Below are 18,317 nucleotides of genomic sequence, written 5' to 3'. Positions count from 1 at the left end.
CGCCTGAGCGGTGGGCTCAGCGGAGGGGATCGGGGACACGCAGGGCGGAGACCGGCAGGCCGCGGATGGAGGCGTCGAGGACCTCGATCGTGTGCGCCATGCCGACCCGGGCGCCCTGCCGGTCGAGGGACGCCGCCACCTGCATGAGGCAGCCGGGATTGGCCGTGACCAGGAGCGACGCCCCGGTCGCGACGATGTTGCTGGCCTTCCGGTCGCCCAGTTCCCGCGCGGGCTCGGGGTTGAGGACGTTCCAGATCCCGGCCGACCCGCAGCAGATGGCGGCATCGGCGATCTCACGGATCTCCAGGCCCGGGATCTCGCTCAGCAATGCGCGGGGCTGGCTCCGGACGCCCTGGGCGTGCGCCAGGTGGCAGGCATCGTGGTAGGCGATGCTGACCGCGAGCGGGTGCCGTTCGGCCACGGTGCCGAGCTCGGCGAGGAACTCCGAGATGTCGCGGACCTTCGCGGAGAACTCCCGGGCCCGCTCGGCGTAGTCCGGGTCGTCCGCGAGCAGCTCGGCGTACTCCTTCATGCTCGATCCGCAACCGGCGGCGTTCACCACGACGGTGTCCACCCCCGCCGCCTCGAACACGTCGACCGTGGCGCGGGCGAAGGCCTGGGCCTCGGGCTCGCGGCCGTTGTGCACCGACAGTGCCCCGCAGCAGCCCTGGGACGGCGGCACGATGACGTCGCAGCCCTCGGCCGCCAGCACGCGGGCGCTGGCCGAGTTGACGCCGGGGAAGAACTCGCCCTGCACGCAGCCGGTGAGCAGACCCACCACGGCCCGGCGCTGCCCCACGGCCGGCACCCGGGCCGGCACCCGCTCCCGCTTGCCCAGGGGCGGCGCCAGGCTCTCCATCGCAGCGAGTTTCGGGGCGAACCGCTCGAGCAGCCGGGTGCGCCGGAGCAGCCGCGGCAGCCCGCTGCGCTGGTAGGCGCGCAGCGGTCCCCGGAGGGCGCGCAGCCGCCTCTTGTACGGGAAGAGGGCGAAGATCGCGCTGCGCAGCGCGCGGTCGCCGGGAGAGCGGTCGTGGTTGCGCTCGATCTGTGCGCGGGTCGCCTCGATCAGCCGGTCGTACTGCACGCCCGACGGGCAGGCCGTCACACACGCCATGCAGCCCAGGCAGGCGTCGAAGTGCTGCACCATCGAGTCGGTCATGGGCTCGCCCTCGAGCCCGGCCTTCATCAGGTAGACGCGGCCCGGCTCGCGCACGAGAGCGGAATGCCGCTGTCGAGCATCCACCGGCTGGTGCGGACGCTGGTGACCCGCGGCTACGTGCGTCAGCTGCCCAGTCGCCGCTATGTCTTGGGCCCCCGGCTGATCCACCTCGGGGAGATCGCCTCACAGACCCTCGCGACGTGGGCGCGGCCGCACCTGTCCGCGCTGGTCGACGCGGTCGGGGAGACCGCCAACCTCGCGATGCTGGACGGCGACCGCGTCGTCTACGCGGCGCAGGTGCCCTCCCGGCACTCGATGCGCATGTTCACCGAGGTCGGCCGCCGGGTCCACCTCCACTGCACCGGCGTGGGCAAGGTGCTGCTGGCCGGGCTGCCCGACGACGGCGTCCGGGAGGTGCTGGCCCGGGCGGGTATGCCCTCGCGGACACCCCGGACCTTGACCGACCCGGACGCCCTGCTGTCCCAGTTGCACCGGGTGGCTGCGCAGGGTTACGCACTCGACGACGGGGAGGAGGAGGAGGGCGTGCGCTGCGTCGCCGTCCCCGTGCCCGGAGGCGCGCCGGCCGCCGCCATCTCGGTGTCGGGGCCGGAGGGGCGGATGGCCATGGACGCCGTGCCCCGCGTCGTGTCCCTCCTCCGGTCCGCGGCTGCCGCGCTGGCGGCGGAGCTGACGGCCGGCCGCGACCGGCCCGCCCCCGTCCCTCCGGCCTGAGATCCTGCGCGGGCGTCGGACACCTGCTGACGTCGGTGATGCCCGACACCGTGCATTTTGTTGCTGACCGCAACCAACCAGGCATATGGTTGCGGTCTGCAAGCATCGACGCAAGGACTCCTCATGCCCATCAGCCCGGAGACCCGGGACCGGCTGACGGCGAGCATCGCCCAGCTCGTCCGCACCGGCCGACGCATCAGCTCACGGGCCGCGGCCCAGCTCTACGGCGACCTGCCCTCCTTCGGCTGGGCGCTCCTCCTGCCGCTCGAGCAGGACGGTGCCCAGCGCAGCAGTGACCTCGCGGCGCGAGCCGGGATCGACGTCTCCGTCGCGAGTCGGCAGATCGCCGTCCTCGAGCGGTGCGGCCACGTCGAGCGGCGTCCTGACCCGAAGGACGGCCGGGCCAGCCTGCTCAGCCTCACCCCCGCCGGCGCCGACGCGCTCACCGCTACCCGCGCGCTGCGGGCGGACTGGGCGCTCGGCGCCCTGGCCGGCTGGGACGAGGACGACGCCCACACCCTCACCGGCCTTCTCGACCGGCTCGTGAGCGACCTCGAGACGGCCGGCGTTCCGCACGGAACGGACCGGGCAGCGGTGCCCGCGCCGCGATGACGACGGGACCTTCCGCTTCCCAGAACATCAGGAGAAACGTGAGCAGCACCCTCCGACGCCCGACTGCGGTCGCGGCCGTCGCCGACCAGGCGCCCGTCGAGCAGCAGGGGCAGATGACGCACCGGGAGATCCTCTCGGCGCTGTCGGGGATGCTTCTGGCGATGTTCGTGGCGTTCCTCGCCTCGACCGTCGTCGCCAACGCCCTGCCCACGATCATCGCCGACCTACGCGGCACGCAGGGGCAGTACACCTGGGTGGTCACCGCGACCCTGCTGTCGTCCACGGCCTCGACGCCGATCTGGGGCAAGCTCGCCGACCTGTTCAGCAAGAAGATGCTCATCCAGCTGTCGATCGTGATCTTCATCGTCGGCTCGATGCTGGCGGGGCTCGCGCAGTCGGTGGAGACGCTGATCGCCTGGCGCGTGCTGCAGGGCCTGGGCCTCGGCGGTCTGCAGGCGCTGGTGCAGATCGCGATGGCGGCGATGATCAGCCCGCGGGAGCGGGGCAGGTACGCGGGGCTGCTCGGCAGCGTGATGGCCGTGGCAACCGTCGGCGGGCCGCTGCTGGGCGGCCTGATGGTCGACACCAGCTGGCTCGGGTGGCGCTCGGTCTTCTACGTCGGCGTCCCGTTCGCCGTCGTCGCGCTCGTGCTACTGCAGCGCACGCTGCACCTGCCGGTGACCAAGCGCGAGGTGCACATCGACTACCTCGGCGCAGCCTTCCTCACCGCCGCGGTCTCGACGCTGCTCATCTGGGTCACCCTGGCCGGCAACAGCTTCGCCTGGGCCTCCACCGAGACGGGGCTGTTCCTCGCCGGTGGCGTCGCGGCCGTCGTCGCCTTCGTCGTGACCGAGACGAGGGCCAAGGAGCCGATCGTCCCGCTCCGGCTCTTCCGCGACCGCACGACCACCCTGGCGATCATCGCCAGCATCGCGATCGGTGTGGCGATGTTCGGTTCGTCGGTCTTCCTCGGGCAGTACCTGCAGGTCGCCCGCGGCTACTCGCCCACGGCGGCCGGGTTGCTGACCATCCCGATGGTCGCCGGCCTGCTGCTGTCCTCCACGGTCTCGGGCATCCTGATCACCCGCACCGGCCGATGGAAGCGATACCTGGTCGCGGGCTCCGTGCTCGTCGTCGTGGCATTGGGTCTGCTGTCGGTGGTCGACCACCAGACCGACATGGTCGTGCTCGGCGTGTTCCTCTTCGTGCTCGGCGTCGGCATCGGCATGACCATGCAGAACCTCGTCCTGGCCGTGCAGAACACCGTGGCGGCCACCGACCTGGGTGCGGCGAGCTCCGCCGTGGCCTTCTTCCGCAGCCTCGGCGGCACGATCGGTGTCTCCGTGCTGGGCGCCGTGCTCAGCAGTCGGGTCGGTCACCTCATCGCCGAGGGGCTCGCGGGCACGCCGGGTGGTGCGGCGGTCGCCCAGGGCTCCGGGGGCGTCGGCCTGGCGGACCTGGCAGACGCCCCGCCGGCCGTCCAGGCCCTGATCCGCGTCTCCTACGGCGATGCGACCGGCCGGGTCTTCCTGGTCTCCGCGGTGATCGCGGTGGTGGCCGCTGTGGCGATCTTCTTCATCCGCGAGGTGGCCCTGAGCACTCGCAGCGGCGAGGAGCGACTCCGCGAGGAGGCGGAGGCGCCGGTCGCCTCCTGACCGACCTCACCACGACGACGTCCCGGCCCCGCCGGGGGCCGAGCCGTCGTCGCACCCGTGGCCCTTCCCGGGTCGGCCCTCTCCTGGCGTGCCCTGAGGGTGCGAAGGGCTCGGGGAGAGGGTCCTTCACCGAGGGTGGGAGGAGGGGGTCCTCTTTCAGTCGAGCGCGGCGTCCAGCGTGATCTCGACGCCGGTGAGCGCCTTGCTGACGGGGCAGCCCACCTTGGCGGCCTGGGCCGCCTTCTCGAAGCCGGCAGCGTCGAGGCCGTCGACCTCGCCCCGCACGGTGAGCTTGATGCCCGTGATCATGAAGCCGCCGCCTTCCTTGTCGGGGCCGAAACCGACGTCGGCGGTGACTTCCAGTGCCTGGGGGGTGCCGCCCGCCTTGGCGATCTCGCCCGACATGGCCATGGAGAAGCAGGCGGAGTGCGAGGCCGCGATGAGCTCCTCGGGGCTGGTGGTGCCGTCGGCCTCGTCGGACGTGCGCTTGGGCCAGGAGACCTCGTAGGTGCCGAGCTTGGAGCTGGAGAGCTCCACCTGTCCGGAGCCGTCCTGCAGGGTGCCGTTCCAGGCGGTGCGTGCGGTGCGAGTAGCCATGGGCCTTCTTCCGGGCCGGGCGCCGCCCGCTCCTGGGCGGCGCTCTGGTCGCCTCTTACCCGCTCGGCTGCGGTGCTACCGCGTCAGCAGATCGCTTCGCCGCGGTTCACGCGCTCGGTGAGCAGGCGCAGCCGCTGCCTGAGCTCGTCGAACTCGCTGGTGTCGAAGCCGATGGCGCCGATCATCTCCTCGGAGATGGCGAAGGCCTTCTCGCGGAGGCCGCGGCCCTGGTCGGTCAGGGCGATGGAGACCGAGCGTTCGTCCTCGACCCGGCGGTGCCGGGTGACCAGTCCCGCGGCGGTCAGCCGCTTCAGCAGAGGGGAGAGGGTTCCGCTGTCGAGAGCCAGGCGTGAGCCGAGCTGGCCCACGGTCTGGTGGTCGGACTCCCAGAGCAGCATCATGACCAGGTACTGCGGATAGGTCAGGCCGAGGGTGTCGAGCATCGGCCTGTAACGCGCCGTCACGGCCCGGGAGGCGGCGTACAGCGCGAAGCACAGCTGGTCGTCGAGCGCCACACTCGGTGCCGGCAGAGCGGTCATTCCCCGAGTCTAGGGCGCAGGAGCAGGTGCGCCATGGCCTTGTCGGAGTTCGTCGTCCGACAGGGGCAGGACGGGAGCTGCCTGGATGCGCCAGGGTTGAGTGGAACAGACTCAACTTGGCAACCGTTGTACCGGTCGACCACGCGCCGTCGGGGACACTCCCGGCGGCCGCCCGATCCAGACGAGAGGAAGCGCGTCCCTGACCATGGAGAGCAAGCTCACGACCCGGTCGCAGGAAGCCATCGCCGCAGCGCAGCGGCTCGCCGTCGCTCGCGGCCAGGCGGCGCTGGAGCCGGTACACCTTCTGGTGGCGTTGCTCGAGCAGTCCGACGGCATCGCCGGCCCGCTGCTCAGGGCGGTCGGCGCCGATCCGGTCGACGTCCGTGCGAAGGCCGAGGCGGCGCTGCGCCGCATGCCGAGCGTCAGCGGCGCCACCGTCCCGGCGCCGTCCCCGTCCCGCGAGTTCCTGCGCGTCCTGAACGCCGCCGGAGAGCAGGCCGGTGCACTCGGCGACGAGTACATCTCCACCGAGCACCTGCTGGTCGGCCTCGCCGAGTCCGGTGGGGAGGCCGGTGACGTCCTCATCGGTTCCGGGGCCACCCGGGACACGCTGCTCGGCGCCTTCCGCACCGTGCGCGGCAACCGCAAGGTCACCACGCCGGACCCCGAGGGAACCTTCCAGGCGCTCGAGAAGTACGCCGTCGACCTCACCCAGCGCGCTCGCGACGGCAAGATCGACCCGGTCGTCGGCCGCGACACCGAGATCCGTCGCGTCGTGCAGGTCCTGTCCCGCCGTACCAAGAACAACCCGGTCCTGATCGGCGAGCCGGGCGTGGGGAAGACGGCGATCGTCGAGGGCCTGGCCCAGCGGATCGTCGCGGGCGACGTGCCGGAGAGCCTGAAGGGCAAGCGCCTCATGGCGCTGGACCTGGCCAGCATGGTCGCCGGTGCCAAGTACCGCGGTGAGTTCGAGGAGCGGCTCAAGGCCGTCCTGCAGGAGATCTCCGAGTCCGAGGGTGAGATCGTCACCTTCATCGACGAGCTGCACACGATCGTCGGCGCCGGTGCCACCGGCGACTCGGCCATGGACGCCGGCAACATGATCAAGCCCATGCTCGCCCGCGGTGAACTGCGCATGGTCGGTGCGACGACGCTCGACGAGTACCGCGAGCACATCGAGAAGGACCCCGCGCTGGAACGCCGTTTCCAGCAGGTCTTCGTCGGCGAACCGAGCGTCGAGGACACCATCGGCATCCTGCGGGGCCTCAAGGAGCGCTACGAGGTGCACCACGGTGTCCGGATCACCGATGCCGCCATCGTGGCCGCCGCCACGCTGTCGGACCGCTATGTCACGGCGCGCTTCCTACCGGACAAGGCGATCGACCTCGTGGACGAGGCCGCCAGCCGGCTGCGCATGGAGATCGACAGCCGCCCCGTCGAGGTCGACGAGGTGGAGCGTGCGGTCCGCCGCATGGAGATCGAGGAGATGGCGCTGACCAAGGAGGACGACCCGTCCTCCATCGAGCGGCTCGCCGCGCTGCGCGAGGAGCTCGCCAACCGCCGCCAGGAGCTCGCCGAGCTGACCTTCCGCTGGCAGCAGGACAAGACCGCCATCGAGCGCATCCAGCGGATCAAGGAGGAGCTGGAGCACGTCCGGCTCGAGGCTGAGCGAGCCGAGCGGGACGGCGACCTGGCGCGGGCCGCCGAGCTGCGATATGGCCGACTGCCCGAGCTGGAGCGGTCCCTGGCCTCGGCCGAGGACTCCGTGGCGGCGGGTGACTCCATGCTCAAGGAGGAGGTCGGGCCCGACGACATCGCCGAGGTCGTGCAGGCCTGGACCGGCATCCCCGCCGGGCGGTTGCTCGAGGGGGAGACCCAGAAGCTGCTGCGGATGGAGGAGGGCCTGGCCGCGCGGGTGGTCGGCCAGCCCGATGCCGTCCGGGCGGTGTCCGACGCGGTGCGCCGCGCGCGCTCCGGCGTCGCCGACCCCAACCGGCCGACCGGCTCCTTCCTGTTCCTCGGTCCGACCGGCGTCGGCAAGACCGAGCTGGCCAAGGCGCTGGCCGAGTTCCTGTTCGACGACGAGCGGGCGATGGTCCGCATCGACATGAGCGAGTACTCGGAGAAGCACTCCGTGGCCCGGCTGGTCGGGGCCCCGCCCGGCTACGTCGGCTACGAGGCCGGCGGCCAGCTGACCGAGGCGGTGCGGCGGCGTCCCTACACCGTCGTCCTGTTCGACGAGGTGGAGAAGGCGCACCAGGACGTCTTCGACGTGCTGCTGCAGGTGCTCGACGACGGCCGGCTGACCGACGGCCAGGGCCGGACGGTGGACTTCCGGAACACCATCCTGATCCTGACGTCGAACCTGGGTTCGCACCTGATCGCCGATCAGTCGATCCCCGAGGAGCGGCGGCGGGAGGCGGTCATGGACGTCGTCCGGACGCACTTCAAGCCGGAGTTCCTCAACCGGCTCGACGACGTCGTGGTCTTCCGGGCCCTCGGCACGGAGGAGCTCGCCGGGATCGTCGACATCCAGGTCGGGGTGCTGGCGCGCCGGCTGGCCGCGCGGCGACTCACGCTGCGGGTCACCGAGGCCGCCCGTGAGTGGCTGGCGCTCAACGGGTTCGACCCCGTCTACGGGGCGCGGCCGCTGCGCCGGCTGGTGCAGTCGGCGATCGGGGACCAGCTGGCGAAGGCGCTGCTGGCCGGCGACATCCGGGACGGTGACGAGGTCGTCGTCGACTGGCCGGCCGACGTCGCCGACGACGCCAGCGGGCTGAGCGTCACCCGCGGCTGAGAAAGGGCCCGTCGGCTCACCGATCCGGCGGGCACTACCGCGCTGGGTGGCGGACGCGTCCGGGCGACGACACGCGGTCCCACGGTCGTCGTGGTCCCCCGGCGTCCTCCATGATCGCTAGGGAATCGGTACGAATGGAAGGCCGGAGATGACGTCAGGACAGGGTGGGCCGTACGGCGACCCGCCGCAGCAGCCGGATCAGGGAGGCCAGCCCCAGGGCTGGAACGCCCCGCCGCAGCAGCCCGGTCAGGGAGGCCCGCCGCAGGGCTGGAACGCCCCGCCGCAGCAGCCCGGTCAGGGAGGCCCGCCGCAGGGCTGGAACGCGCCGCCACCCCAGCCGCAGTACGGCCAGCAGCCGCCGTACGGGCAGCAGTACCCGGGGTACGCGCCGGCGCCCTCGGCCCCGACCGGTTACGGCGCCCCGCCGGCCATGGAGCGGCCGACTACCGTTCGGGCCGGCATCGGCGCCCTCGTGGCCAGCCTCGTGCTGGGGGTGATCGCCGCGATCGTCAGCTTCTCCGACATCGACACGCTGATCGGCCAGCAACTGGAGGTCAACACCGACCCGGCCCTCACCGAGGAGGTCATTCGCTCCGGGATCGTGATCGGCGCGATCGTCACGCTGATCTTCGTGGGGCTGCAGATCCTCTTCCTCTGGTTCGCCTGGAAGGGGCGCAACTGGGCCCGGATCGTGATCTGGGTCCTCGGGGGGCTCAGCGTGGTGTTCGGCCTGGCCGGTTCCGCCGCCGGCGGCCCCCAGAGCACCGGTTTCCTCACCTCCCTGGGCTGGTTCCAGTTGCTGCTCACGGCAGCCGGGATCGTCCTGCTGGCGCTCAAGCCGTCCAACGAGTGGTACCGCTTCCGCGGCTGGCAGCGCGCGAACGGTCAGGGCTGACGGATCCGGCAGCGGCGGCCCGTCGTGCCGCCGCTGACCGGGTTCGTCGGGAGCCCGGTCAGGCCCGGGTGTGCAGCTTCGGCACCCACGTGCCGGTGGTCCGCGCGAGCAGGCTCGTGACCGCAGCGACGGCCAGGACCAGGACCAGCAGCAGCGGGATCGTGACGCCCCCGATGCTCATCGCCGACATCAGCGAGAGCAGTGCCAGCAGCGCGCTGGCGGCCAGGCCCACCCAGCGGGCCCACGGCTGACGGCGCGGCAGGAACCAGGCGGCGAGCGCGAGGGCGAGCCCGACCACCAGGTAGGGCACCAGCGACATGAGCACGAACTGGCTGGCCTCGGACCGGGAGATGTCCTCCCCCTCCCGCACGAGACGGGCCACCGCGTCGTCGTAGGCGTACCAGAGCAGCGCGGCGTTCGTCAGGAGGAGCGCGGCGAGCACCCCCATCACGATGACGGCGACCCGCACGGACGGGGGCATCGACGGGCGCGCGGATGTGCCCTCGGCGGGGGGCTGGGAGGTCGGCACCCGTTCAGCGTGGCAGATCGTCGGCATCGTCGGCACCGGCCGCTCGGGCCACGAACGGTCGTGCCCCGTACAGATCTCGCCGCACCCGAATCCGGATCGGTCACGGCGCCCGAAGACAGGGGGTGACCACGTCGGTGCAGGCTCCGCCCCCCTCCTCCGGGGCCTCTCCTGCCCGGAGTTCCGCCGGCCGCCGGGCCCTCGCGGCGCTGGCGGGGCTGCTCGCCGCAGCGGTCGCCCTGGGTGTCGCCGAACTGATCGCGGGCGTGGTCGGGGCCGCGTCGTCACCGGTCATCGCGGTCGGGGACACCGTCATCACGCTCACGCCGGAGCCGGTCAAGGCCTTCGCCATCCGGACCTTCGGGGAGAACGACAAGATCGCCCTGGTCGTCGGAACGGTGGTGATCACGGCCGTCTGTGCGCTGCTCGTCGGGCTCGTCGGCCTGCGGAACCGGCGGCTGGGCGCCGGGGGGATCGCGGTGCTCGGCCTGGTGGGCGCGCTGGCCGCCGTCACCCGGCCGGCCGGCGGTCCGCTGGACGCCCTCCCGTCCCTCCTCGGTGCCGCGGCCGGCATCGCGGCGCTGCTCGCGCTCCTCGCGCCGCTGAACCCGACTCCGCGAGCCGCCGGGGCGCCCCCCGTTCCGCCTGCCGGGGGGACACCGGCCGACGAGCGCATCGTCGACCGGCTGCGCGACGTCCTCGGTTCCGGGGACCGCAAGGGTGCCGCCCTCGACCGTCGCCGCTTCTTCCTCGCCGGCGGGGTGGCCCTCGGCGCCGCCGCCGTCACCGGAGCCGGGGGCCGGCTGCTGCAGCGGCGCTTCGACGTCGCCGGTGACCGCGCCGCCCTCCGGCTGCCCGCGCCGGCCTCCCGGGCGGCGGCGCTGCCCGCCGGTGCCGACCTGGCCACCGAGGTGGACGGGCTGACCCCGCTGTTCACCGGCAACCGCGACTTCTACCGGGTCGACACGGCGATCAGCGTGCCGCGGATCCGCCCGGCCGACTACCGGCTGTCGATGACCGGCATGTTCGATGCCCCGCGCAGCTACACCCTTGCCGACCTCTTCGAGCGCACCGACCTGATCGAGCGGGACATCACACTCACCTGCGTCTCCAACGAGGTGGGCGGCGGGCTCGCCGGGACCGCCCGCTGGGTCGGCGTCCCGCTGGCCGCCCTCCTCGAGGAGAACGGCATCCGCTCGGGCAGCGACCAGTTGCTCTGCCGCTCCGAGGACGGCATGACCATCGGCGCCCCGACCCGATCGGCGCTCGAGGTCGAGGACGCGATGCTCGCGTTCGGCATGAACGGTGAGCCGCTGCCCGTCGAGCACGGCTTCCCGGTGCGGATGCTCATCCCGGGCCTCTACGGCTACGTGTCGGCCTGCAAGTGGCTGGTCCGGATCGAGGCCACGACGTTCGACGCGATCGACGCCTACTGGGTGGAGCGCGACTGGGCGGCCGAGGGGCCGATCAAGATCGCTTCCCGGATCGACACGCCGGCACCGCTGCGCCCGTTCCGGGCCGGCCGGCGCGCCATCGCCGGCGTCGCCTGGGCCCAGACGCGCGGCATCGCCCGGGTCGAGGTGCGCGTCGACGACGACGACTGGGCGCAGGCCGAGCTCTCCCCGGAGGTCGACGCGGACCTGTGGCGCCAGTGGGTGCTGCCCTACGACTTCGCCCCCGGCCGGCACTCGATCACCGTGCGCGCCACCAGCGCGGACGGCGAGGTGCAGGCCGAGGACCGCGCGACGCCGTTCCCCGCGGGTTCCAGCGGCTGGCACTCCGTCCAGGTGGTCGCCGCGTGACCACTCCTTCCGGCTCTTCGGCCGGACCCCGACCCGTCCCGGCGCCCGCCGGTGACGCGACACTCCGGACCGCTCCCGCGGACCGGCGCAGCACCCGCCCGCGACAATGCGGTCGCACGGACAGGACAAGGAGCACCATCACCGTGAAGAGCAATCTCCTCACCCGCGGCGTCCTCATGACCGCCGTCTCCACCCTCGCCCTCACGCTCAGCGCCTGCGGCTCGGACGACTCGTCCGACAGCACCGCCTCCGCGGACACGGGCAGCAGCATGGAGACCTCGGAGGCGCCGGAGAGCAGCGCGATGCCGACGTCCGACGAGCCGTTCGGTGCCGGCTGCTCCGCCGTCCCTGCCGAGGGCGAGGGCAGCTTCACCGGGATGACCGACGACCCGGTCGCCACCGCCGCCGGCAACAACCCGGCGCTGTCGACGCTCGTGCAGGCCGTGACCGCCGCGAACCTGGGCGACACGCTGAACACCACCGACGACATCACCGTGCTGGCCCCCGCCAACCCGGCGTTCGAGGCGGTTCCGGCCGACGCGCTGAACGCGCTGCTGGCCGACACCCCGCAGCTGACCACCGTGCTCACCCACCACGTCATCCCGGGTCGCCTGACCCCCGACGAGCTGGCCGGGACGCACACCACCCTCAACAACGACGAGGTCACCATCGAGGGCTCCGGTGAGGACTTCTCGGTCGCCATGGACGGCACCGTCGTCGGCATGGAGGCCTCGGTGATCTGCGGGAACGTGCAGACCGCCAACGCCACCGTCTACATCATCGACCAGGTGCTCAAGCCCGCCGCTGCCTGAGCGAGGACGGCCTCTCCCCACTCCTGACGCCCCCGTACGAGGACGCGCCCGGAGCGGGTCGCCCCAGGGCCGTCGTCCGACTCCGGTCGGACGGCGGCCCTGTCGCATGCCGGCGCCGCAGGCAGGGCTGCTCAGTAGGGTCGGGCGCATGGAAAAGGACCCCCTCCCTCCCCACTCCTCGTCCCTCGGGGCGGGCCCCTGGGGCGGGGTCGCCCTGCCCGACCGTGACCGGCTGCTCGAACTGATCGTCGAGCTGGCCGTGGTGCACGGGAAGGTCACGCTCTCCTCGGGGCGGGAGGCCGACTGGTACATCGACATGCGCCGCCTCACGCTGCACCACGAGGGCGCGCCGCTGGTCGGCCGGGTGATGCGGCAGCTGACCGGCGACCTGCGCTACGACGTCGTCGGGGGGCTGACGCTCGGAGCCGACCCGGTGGCGACCGCGATGCTGCATGCCGCCGCCGACGGCGAGGGATTCCTGGACGCCTGCGTCGTCCGCAAGGCGGGCAAGGCGCACGGGCTGCAGCGCCGGATCGAGGGTCCGGACGTCACCGGCCGCGCGGTGCTCGTGGTCGAGGACGTCTCCACCACCGGCGGGAGCCCGCTGACCGCGGCCGAGGCCCTGCAGGAGGCGGGGGCCGAGGTGATCGGCGTGGCCGTGATCGTCGACCGCGGCGGCCGCGAGGCGGTGGAGAAGGCCGGCTTCGAGTACCGCGCCGCCTTCACCCTCGCCGACCTCGGCCTCTGAGCGAGGACGCCGCCCGGTGCCCCTCGCGGGGGCCGACGACGGCCTGAGGGAGCCATCCCCGCTTACGGTGTGACCGTGACCACAACAGCGACGGCGTGGGCAGCCGAACTGCGGGAGGCGCTCGGCGCCGACGGGGTCCTCCTCGACCCCGACGTGACGGCCGCCTACGCCCGTGACCAGGCGATGCTCGTCGACGCCGGCGTGCCGGCGGCGGTCGTGCTGCCGCGCACCACCGCCGAGGTGGTCGCGGTGATGCAGGTGGCCTCGCGGTACGGCGTCCCCGTCGTGCCACGGGGGCCGGTTCGGGCCTGACCGGCGCGGCGAACGCCGTCGACGGCTGCATCGCCCTGGTCATGACCCGGATGGACGCCGTCCTGGAGGTCGCACCGGCCGACCGGCTGGCCGTCGTCCAGCCCGGCGTCGTGAACAAGTCGCTGCGGGATGCGGTGGCCGGGGTCGGGCTCTTCTATCCACCGGACCCGGCCAGCTACGACTGATGCACCATCGGCGGCAACCTGTCGGTGAACTCCGGTGGGCTGTGCTGCGTCAAGTACGGCGTCACCACCGACTACGTCCTGGGCCTGGAGGTCGTGCTCGCGGACGGGCGGGTGCTGCGCACCGGCCGTCGCACCGTCAAGGGCGTCGCCAGCTACGACCTGACCCGGCTGTTCGTGGGTGCCGAGGGGACGCTCGGCGTCATCACCGAGGCCACCCTGGCGCTGCGCCCCGCGCCGCAGCGGCCGGTCACCCTGGCCGCGAGCTTCGCGACGACGGCGCAGACCGGTCAGGTCGTCGAGCGGGTGGTCACCACCGGGCTGGTCCCCAGCCTCCTGGAGGTGATGGACCGGACCTGCATCCGCGCCGTCGACGACCTGCTCAAGGCCGACCTCGACCGGGACGCGCAGGCCCTGCTGGTCGCGCAGTCCGACGCGGGCGGTGCCGCGGCGGACACCGAGATCGCGCTGCTGACCCGGATCTGCGAGGAGGCGGGCGCGGACTTCGTCCACTCCACGGACGACCCGGCTGAGGGGGATCTGCTCCTCGCGGCCCGCCGGATGGCGCTGCCGGCGCTGGAGCGGCTGGGCACCACCCTGCTCGACGACGTGGCGGTGCCCCGGTCCCGGATCGCGGCCTTCATCGACGGCTGCGACGCCGTCGCCACCGAGCACGACCTCCTCGTCGGGGTCGTCGGCCACGCCGGGGACGGCAACATGCACCCCACGGTGATCTTCGACCCCGGGGACGCCGGCCAGCGCGAGCGGGCCTTCGCCGCCTTCGACGCGGTCCTCGCGCTGGGCCTCTCCCTGGGCGGGACGATCACCGGTGAGCACGGCGTCGGCCTGCTCAAGCGCAACTGGCTCGAGCGGGAGATCGGGCCGGTGTCCCTGGCCGTGCACCGCGCGATCAAGGACGCGCTCGACCCGGCGGGCCTGCTCAACCCGGGAAAGGTCTTCCGCGCAGCGACCGCCGGGGATCTCGAGGCGGTGGCCGGGCTGACCGCCGTGCGCTGATTGTGGCCGCCGGCCGATGAGTGGGGGAGCCGCCGCGATCGGCCGGGGGATGGCAACCTGAGCGCGTGGATCGACAGCGGCTGGTCGTCATCGGGGGGACGCCGCCGGGTTGTCGGCGGCCGCCCAGGCGCGGCGCCTGCAGCCGGCCGGGGAACTGGACATCGTGGTCCTGGAGCAGGGCCCGAAGATCTCCTACTCCGCCTGCGGCATCCCGTACTGGATCGGCGGCCAGGTCTCCGACCCCGACCGGCTGCTCGCCCGCACCCCGGCCGACTTCGCGGAGCAGGACATCGCCGTGCGCACCGGCACCCGGGCGGAGGGGATCGACCTCGCCGTCGGCGAGGTCGTCGCGGCAGGAGGAGAGCGGATCGGCTACGACTCCCTCGTCGTCGCCACCGGCGGCAGGCCGTTCCGCCCGCCGGTGCCGGGGCTGGACGCCGACGGCGTGCACGGGGTCCACCGGCTCGCCGACGGCGCCGACATCCGGGCCGCCATCGCCGCCGGGGCCGAGCGCGCCGTGGTCCTCGGCGGCGGCTACATCGGGCTGGAGATGGCCGAGGTGCTGCAGGCGCGCGGCCTCGAGGTGACCGTCGTCCTCGCCGATCCGCTGCCGATGGCCCAGCTGGACGCCGACATGGGGCAGCGCGTCTGCGCGGCGATGTGCGGGATGGGCATCGACGTGCAGAGCGACCAGCCGGTGCGGGAGATCGAGGTCGGTCCCGAGGGTGCGGTTCGGGCGGTGCGCACCGACGCCGCTGCCTACGACGCCGACCTCGTCGTCCTCGGGCTGGGCATGGGCCCGGAGACGACGCTGGCCCGGGAGGCGGGCCTGCAGCTGGGATCCACCGGGGCGATCGACGTCGCGCACACCCAGCGCAGCCGCTCGCACCCCGAGGTCCTCGCCGCCGGTGACTGCGCGCAGACCTTCCACCGGATCACCGGCGAGGCGATCCACGTCGCGCTCGGGACGCACGCCAACAAGCAGGGCCGGGTCGCGGGTTCGGTGATCGGCGGGCGGCCCGCGCGCTTCGCCGGCGTCCTGGGGACGGCGATGACCAAGGTCGGGGACCTCGAGGTGGCGCGGACCGGGCTGTGCACCACGCAGGCCGAGGAGGGCGGCTACGACTTCCGGACCGAGGTGATCGAGTCCTCGACCAGGGCCGGCTACTACCCGGGGGCCGCGCCGATCGCGGTCAAGATCATCACGGAGGCGGGGTCGGGGCTGCTGCTGGGCGCCCAGGTCGTCGGCGGCCCGGGGAGCGGCAAGCGGATCGACGTGTTCGCGACCGCCATCTGGGCGGGGCTGACGGCGGAGGAGCTGGCCGGCTCCGACCTCTCCTACGCGCCGCCGTTCTCCCCGACCTACGACCCGGTGGTCGTCGCTGCCCGCGTGGCCAGCCGCATCGAGCAGGGCTGAAGGACAGGGCTGGAGCACATGGCCGACCGCGCGTACGAGGCCGCACCGCCGCCGACGGAGAGCGAGGTCCGGCAGGCCGACTGGTACGGCGAGGACCTCTCCGGTCAGGAGCACGTCCGCGTCGCGTTCGTGGGCGTGGACCTGACCGAGGCCACCGACGACGGGGCGGTCTTCACCGAGTGCACCTTTCGCGACTGTCGGTTCAACCTCTCGCGGCACACCGACGCCGCGTTCCTGAACTGCACCTTCACCGGCTGCTCGTTCTTCGGCGCCACGTTCGTCGACTGCAAGATGATCGGCTCGACGTTCGACGCGTGCAGCTTCGACCTGCTGACCGTGGAACGGGGCGACTGGTCCTTCGTCGGGCTGCCGGGCGCCGACCTGGCCCGGGCGACGCTCACCGGGACCCGGATGCGGGAGGCCGACCTCACCGGGGTGCGGGCCACCGGCGCCACCCTGCGGTACCCGGACCTGTCGGCCGCCTCCCTGCACGCTGCCGATCTCAGCGGTGCGGACCTGCGCGGCTCGGACCTCTCCGCGGTCGACCCGCGCTCGGTCGAGCTGACCGGCGCGCAGGTCGACGTCCCCCAGGCGGTCGTACTGGTCACCGCTCTGGGTCTGAACGTCCGCCCCGACGCCCCGGAGTAACCGTCGCGGCGCAATACTGACCATGACGTACAGCGCCGTACAGCCACATCCCATCGGAGGAGTGCCCCGCATGCCCATCGCGACCCCCGAGGTCTACGCCGACATGATCCGCCGGGCCAAGGAGGGCGGTTTCGCCTACCCGGCGATCAACTGCACGTCCTCGGAGACGGTGAACGCGGCCCTCCGCGGGTTCGCCGACGCGGGCAGCGACGGCATCATCCAGTTCTCCACCGGCGGCGCGGAGTTCGCCTCCGGCACCAAGGTGAAGGACATGGTCACCGGTGCGGTTGCGCTCGCCGAGTTCGCCCACGTCGTCGCCGAGAAGTATCCGGTCAACGTCGCGCTGCACACCGATCACTGCCCGAAGGACAAGCTCGACTCCTACGTCCGGCCGCTGATCGCGCTCTCGAAGGACCGCGTGGACGCCGGCCAGGAGCCGCTGTTCCAGTCGCACATGTGGGACGGCTCGGCGATCGAGCTCACCGAGAACCTGGACATTGCCGAGGAACTCATGGAGAAGTCCGCGGCGGCCAAGATCGTCCTCGAGCTGGAGATCGGAATCGTCGGCGGCGAGGAGGACGGCGTCGTCGCGGAGATCAACGAGAAGCTTTACACCGCCGACGGCGACTTCCTGCGCACCGCCCAGCAGCTCGGCCTCGGCGAGCGCGGCGTGTACCTGCTCGCGGCGACGTTCGGCAACGTGCACGGCGTCTACAAGCCCGGGAACGTCAAGCTGCGCCCCGACGTCCTCGAGCGCGGCCAGGCGATCGTGGCCAAGGAGTTCAACCTCGGCGACGGCGCCAAGCCGTTCAACCTGGTCTTCCACGGCGGCTCCGGCTCGGCGCTCGAGGAGATCCGGGAGGCGCTCTCCTACGGTGTGGTGAAGATGAACGTCGACACCGACACCCAGTACGCGTTCACCCGCCCGATCGCGGGCCACATGTTCACCAACTACGACGGCGTCCTGAAGATCGACGGCGAGGTCGGCAACAAGAAGACCTACGACCCGCGCAGCTACCTCAAGGCCGCCGAGACCGGCATGGCCGCGCGCGTCGTCGAGGCGTGCGAGCACCTGCTGTCGGCCGGCCAGTCGCAGGGCGCCTGATGGTGCACGCGCACGGCAACCTGCTGGGCGAGCCGCCGGCGACGCTGTTGCCGGCCCACCCGGAGGCCGAGGCCGAGCTCGCGGCCGGCAACCCGCCCGCCGAGGTCGCCGCCCACCACCCGACGGTCAGCGCGACCTGGGCTGTCCTGGCCGAGGAGGCGCTGGGCCGGCCCGAGCGAGGGCTCACCGACACGATCGAGGCCTACGCCTACGCCCGCACCGGCTATCACCGCGGCCTGGACGCGCTGCGCCGCAACGGGTGGAAGGGCTACGGCCCCGTGCCGTGGTCACACGAGCCCAATCGCGGGTTCCTGCGCTGCGTGACGGTGCTGGCGAAGGCCGCGGAGGCGATCGGTGAGCACGACGAGCAGGAGCGCTGCACCCAGTTGCTGCGTGACTGCGATCCCTCACTGGCGCCCTGATCGGAGGATGTCGCGCCGCGGAACAGGGTCGTTCCGGTCGCCACTCTCCGTGATGATCGCTACCGTCCGTATCCCGTGGCCGCGAGGGCGGCGCGGAGGGATGGGAGGCACGTCATGGTCACGCTGCTCTGGATCCTCGCCGTGGTACTGGTGATCGCGGGAATCTTCGCGATCATCCGCGGCCAGATGTTGTGGGGAATCGTGCTCATCATCGTCGGCCTGCTCGTCGGCCCCGGCGGGGTGAGCCTCTTCGCCTGACCAGGCGCCCGGGAGGAAGCTGCGCGTCTCGACGGCAGCCTCCTCCCGGGCGCGGGTCGCTCAGCGGTCGCCACGGTGAGGC

The 18,317-nt window shown here is 72.6% G+C and carries 18 protein-coding genes and 1 pseudogene; 15 read left to right on the top strand and 4 right to left on the bottom strand.

Annotated elements, in window-relative coordinates; genetic code table 11:
• Nucleotides 1-16: 16 nt before the first annotated feature.
• Nucleotides 17-1,213 carry a (Fe-S)-binding protein gene (locus CHB94_RS05205; protein ID WP_254920412.1) on the bottom strand — a complete coding sequence of 399 codons (1,197 nt, stop codon included), beginning with the start codon at nucleotides 1,211-1,213 and terminating at the stop codon, nucleotides 17-19.
• Between the two features lie 9 nt (nucleotides 1,214-1,222).
• On the opposite strand from CHB94_RS05205, the gene CHB94_RS05200 reads away from it, so the two are divergent.
• From CHB94_RS05200 to CHB94_RS05190, 3 genes are all read left to right on the top strand, one after another.
• Entirely contained in the window at nucleotides 1,223-1,891 is a 669-nt protein-coding gene (locus CHB94_RS05200) for an IclR family transcriptional regulator (RefSeq protein WP_089335513.1), read from the top strand.
• A 123-nt stretch (nucleotides 1,892-2,014) separates the two neighbouring features.
• Nucleotides 2,015-2,503 carry a MarR family winged helix-turn-helix transcriptional regulator gene (locus CHB94_RS05195; protein WP_089335512.1) on the top strand — a complete coding sequence of 163 codons (489 nt, stop codon included), beginning with the start codon at nucleotides 2,015-2,017 and terminating at the stop codon, nucleotides 2,501-2,503.
• Nucleotides 2,504-2,541: 38 nt separating this feature from the next.
• Nucleotides 2,542-4,158: an MFS transporter gene (locus CHB94_RS05190; RefSeq protein ID WP_254920411.1), complete on the top strand. Its 1,617-nt coding sequence runs from the start codon at nucleotides 2,542-2,544 to the stop codon at nucleotides 4,156-4,158.
• 156 nt (nucleotides 4,159-4,314) lie between these two features.
• On the opposite strand, the gene CHB94_RS05185 is transcribed toward CHB94_RS05190, so the two are convergent.
• Nucleotides 4,315-4,755: an OsmC family peroxiredoxin gene (locus CHB94_RS05185; RefSeq protein WP_089335511.1), complete on the bottom strand. Its 441-nt coding sequence runs from the start codon at nucleotides 4,753-4,755 to the stop codon at nucleotides 4,315-4,317.
• An 83-nt stretch (nucleotides 4,756-4,838) separates the two neighbouring features.
• Complete coding sequence (locus CHB94_RS05180) at nucleotides 4,839-5,294, bottom strand: MarR family winged helix-turn-helix transcriptional regulator (protein WP_089335510.1); 456 nt, start codon at nucleotides 5,292-5,294, stop codon at nucleotides 4,839-4,841.
• Nucleotides 5,295-5,499: 205 nt separating this feature from the next.
• Between CHB94_RS05180 and clpB the strand changes: the two genes are divergently transcribed.
• Both clpB and CHB94_RS05170 read left to right on the top strand, forming a co-directional pair.
• Nucleotides 5,500-8,091 carry an ATP-dependent chaperone ClpB gene (gene clpB / locus CHB94_RS05175; protein ID WP_089335509.1) on the top strand — a complete coding sequence of 864 codons (2,592 nt, stop codon included), beginning with the start codon at nucleotides 5,500-5,502 and terminating at the stop codon, nucleotides 8,089-8,091.
• 148 nt (nucleotides 8,092-8,239) lie between these two features.
• On the top strand, nucleotides 8,240-8,986 hold the full coding sequence (locus CHB94_RS05170) for a hypothetical protein (protein WP_089335508.1): 747 nt from the start codon (nucleotides 8,240-8,242) through the stop codon (nucleotides 8,984-8,986).
• Nucleotides 8,987-9,044: 58 nt separating this feature from the next.
• Here CHB94_RS05170 and CHB94_RS05165 read toward each other — a convergent pair whose 3' ends face one another.
• Nucleotides 9,045-9,515 (bottom strand): hypothetical protein, encoded by a 471-nt coding sequence (locus CHB94_RS05165; protein WP_176445417.1) that lies wholly within the window; start codon nucleotides 9,513-9,515, stop codon nucleotides 9,045-9,047.
• A 122-nt stretch (nucleotides 9,516-9,637) separates the two neighbouring features.
• Here CHB94_RS05165 and CHB94_RS05160 point away from each other — a divergent pair, with 122 nt between their 5' ends.
• From CHB94_RS05160 to CHB94_RS24995, 10 genes and pseudogenes are all read left to right on the top strand, one after another.
• Nucleotides 9,638-11,314: a molybdopterin-dependent oxidoreductase gene (locus tag CHB94_RS05160; protein WP_217899177.1), complete on the top strand. Its 1,677-nt coding sequence runs from the start codon at nucleotides 9,638-9,640 to the stop codon at nucleotides 11,312-11,314.
• A 143-nt stretch (nucleotides 11,315-11,457) separates the two neighbouring features.
• Complete coding sequence (locus tag CHB94_RS05155) at nucleotides 11,458-12,126, top strand: fasciclin domain-containing protein (RefSeq protein WP_254920410.1); 669 nt, start codon at nucleotides 11,458-11,460, stop codon at nucleotides 12,124-12,126.
• 148 nt (nucleotides 12,127-12,274) lie between these two features.
• Entirely contained in the window at nucleotides 12,275-12,874 is a 600-nt protein-coding gene (pyrE, locus tag CHB94_RS05150; protein WP_254920409.1) for an orotate phosphoribosyltransferase, read from the top strand.
• Between the two features lie 183 nt (nucleotides 12,875-13,057).
• Nucleotides 13,058-13,437 (top strand): annotated as a pseudogene (locus CHB94_RS26010) (FAD-binding oxidoreductase); the annotation flags it as partial.
• 27 nt (nucleotides 13,438-13,464) lie between these two features.
• On the top strand, nucleotides 13,465-14,385 hold the full coding sequence (locus CHB94_RS26005; RefSeq protein WP_368073849.1) for an FAD-binding oxidoreductase: 921 nt from the start codon (nucleotides 13,465-13,467) through the stop codon (nucleotides 14,383-14,385).
• Between the two features lie 109 nt (nucleotides 14,386-14,494).
• The gene (locus tag CHB94_RS05140) at nucleotides 14,495-15,802 is read left to right on the top strand and encodes an FAD-dependent oxidoreductase (protein WP_141137421.1); all 1,308 of its coding nucleotides are present in this window, start codon (nucleotides 14,495-14,497) and stop codon (nucleotides 15,800-15,802) included.
• Between the two features lie 18 nt (nucleotides 15,803-15,820).
• Nucleotides 15,821-16,450: a pentapeptide repeat-containing protein gene (locus CHB94_RS05135; protein WP_089335505.1), complete on the top strand. Its 630-nt coding sequence runs from the start codon at nucleotides 15,821-15,823 to the stop codon at nucleotides 16,448-16,450.
• Nucleotides 16,451-16,520: 70 nt separating this feature from the next.
• Complete coding sequence (gene fbaA, locus CHB94_RS05130; RefSeq protein WP_089335504.1) at nucleotides 16,521-17,555, top strand: class II fructose-bisphosphate aldolase; 1,035 nt, start codon at nucleotides 16,521-16,523, stop codon at nucleotides 17,553-17,555.
• Nucleotides 17,555-17,977, top strand: a complete 423-nt coding sequence (locus CHB94_RS05125; protein ID WP_217899176.1) for a DUF3151 domain-containing protein — start codon at nucleotides 17,555-17,557, stop codon at nucleotides 17,975-17,977. The genes fbaA and CHB94_RS05125 overlap by 1 nt, the downstream gene beginning before the upstream one ends.
• Before the next feature lie 114 nt (nucleotides 17,978-18,091).
• The gene (locus tag CHB94_RS24995) at nucleotides 18,092-18,235 is read left to right on the top strand and encodes a GPGG-motif small membrane protein (RefSeq protein ID WP_176445426.1); all 144 of its coding nucleotides are present in this window, start codon (nucleotides 18,092-18,094) and stop codon (nucleotides 18,233-18,235) included.
• Nucleotides 18,236-18,317 lie beyond the last annotated feature (82 nt).

Origin of the sequence: Blastococcus mobilis (assembly GCF_900188025.1) — a bacterium.
In the GTDB taxonomy this organism is placed as follows: Bacteria; Actinomycetota; Actinomycetes; order Mycobacteriales; family Geodermatophilaceae; genus Blastococcus_B; species Blastococcus_B mobilis.
The sequence above is the reverse complement of the archived record's forward strand: the minus strand, read 5'-3'. Positions and strand labels throughout refer to the sequence as shown.

What these genes read in the sequence shown, in the direction of transcription:
- CHB94_RS05200 (WP_089335513.1), top strand. Translation starts at nt 1,223, where the DNA reads ATGCCGCTGTCGAGCATCCACCGGCTGGTGCGGACGCTGGTGACCCGC.
- CHB94_RS05195 (WP_089335512.1), top strand. Translation starts at nt 2,015, where the DNA reads ATGCCCATCAGCCCGGAGACCCGGGACCGGCTGACGGCGAGCATCGCC.
- CHB94_RS05185 (WP_089335511.1), bottom strand. Translation starts at nt 4,755, where the DNA reads ATGGCTACTCGCACCGCACGCACCGCCTGGAACGGCACCCTGCAGGAC.
- CHB94_RS05180 (WP_089335510.1), bottom strand. Translation starts at nt 5,294, where the DNA reads ATGACCGCTCTGCCGGCACCGAGTGTGGCGCTCGACGACCAGCTGTGC.
- clpB (WP_089335509.1), top strand. Translation starts at nt 5,500, where the DNA reads ATGGAGAGCAAGCTCACGACCCGGTCGCAGGAAGCCATCGCCGCAGCG.
- CHB94_RS05170 (WP_089335508.1), top strand. Translation starts at nt 8,240, where the DNA reads ATGACGTCAGGACAGGGTGGGCCGTACGGCGACCCGCCGCAGCAGCCG.
- pyrE (WP_254920409.1), top strand. Translation starts at nt 12,275, where the DNA reads ATGGAAAAGGACCCCCTCCCTCCCCACTCCTCGTCCCTCGGGGCGGGC.
- CHB94_RS05135 (WP_089335505.1), top strand. Translation starts at nt 15,821, where the DNA reads ATGGCCGACCGCGCGTACGAGGCCGCACCGCCGCCGACGGAGAGCGAG.
- fbaA (WP_089335504.1), top strand. Translation starts at nt 16,521, where the DNA reads ATGCCCATCGCGACCCCCGAGGTCTACGCCGACATGATCCGCCGGGCC.
- CHB94_RS05125 (WP_217899176.1), top strand. Translation starts at nt 17,555, where the DNA reads ATGGTGCACGCGCACGGCAACCTGCTGGGCGAGCCGCCGGCGACGCTG.
- CHB94_RS24995 (WP_176445426.1), top strand. Translation starts at nt 18,092, where the DNA reads ATGGTCACGCTGCTCTGGATCCTCGCCGTGGTACTGGTGATCGCGGGA.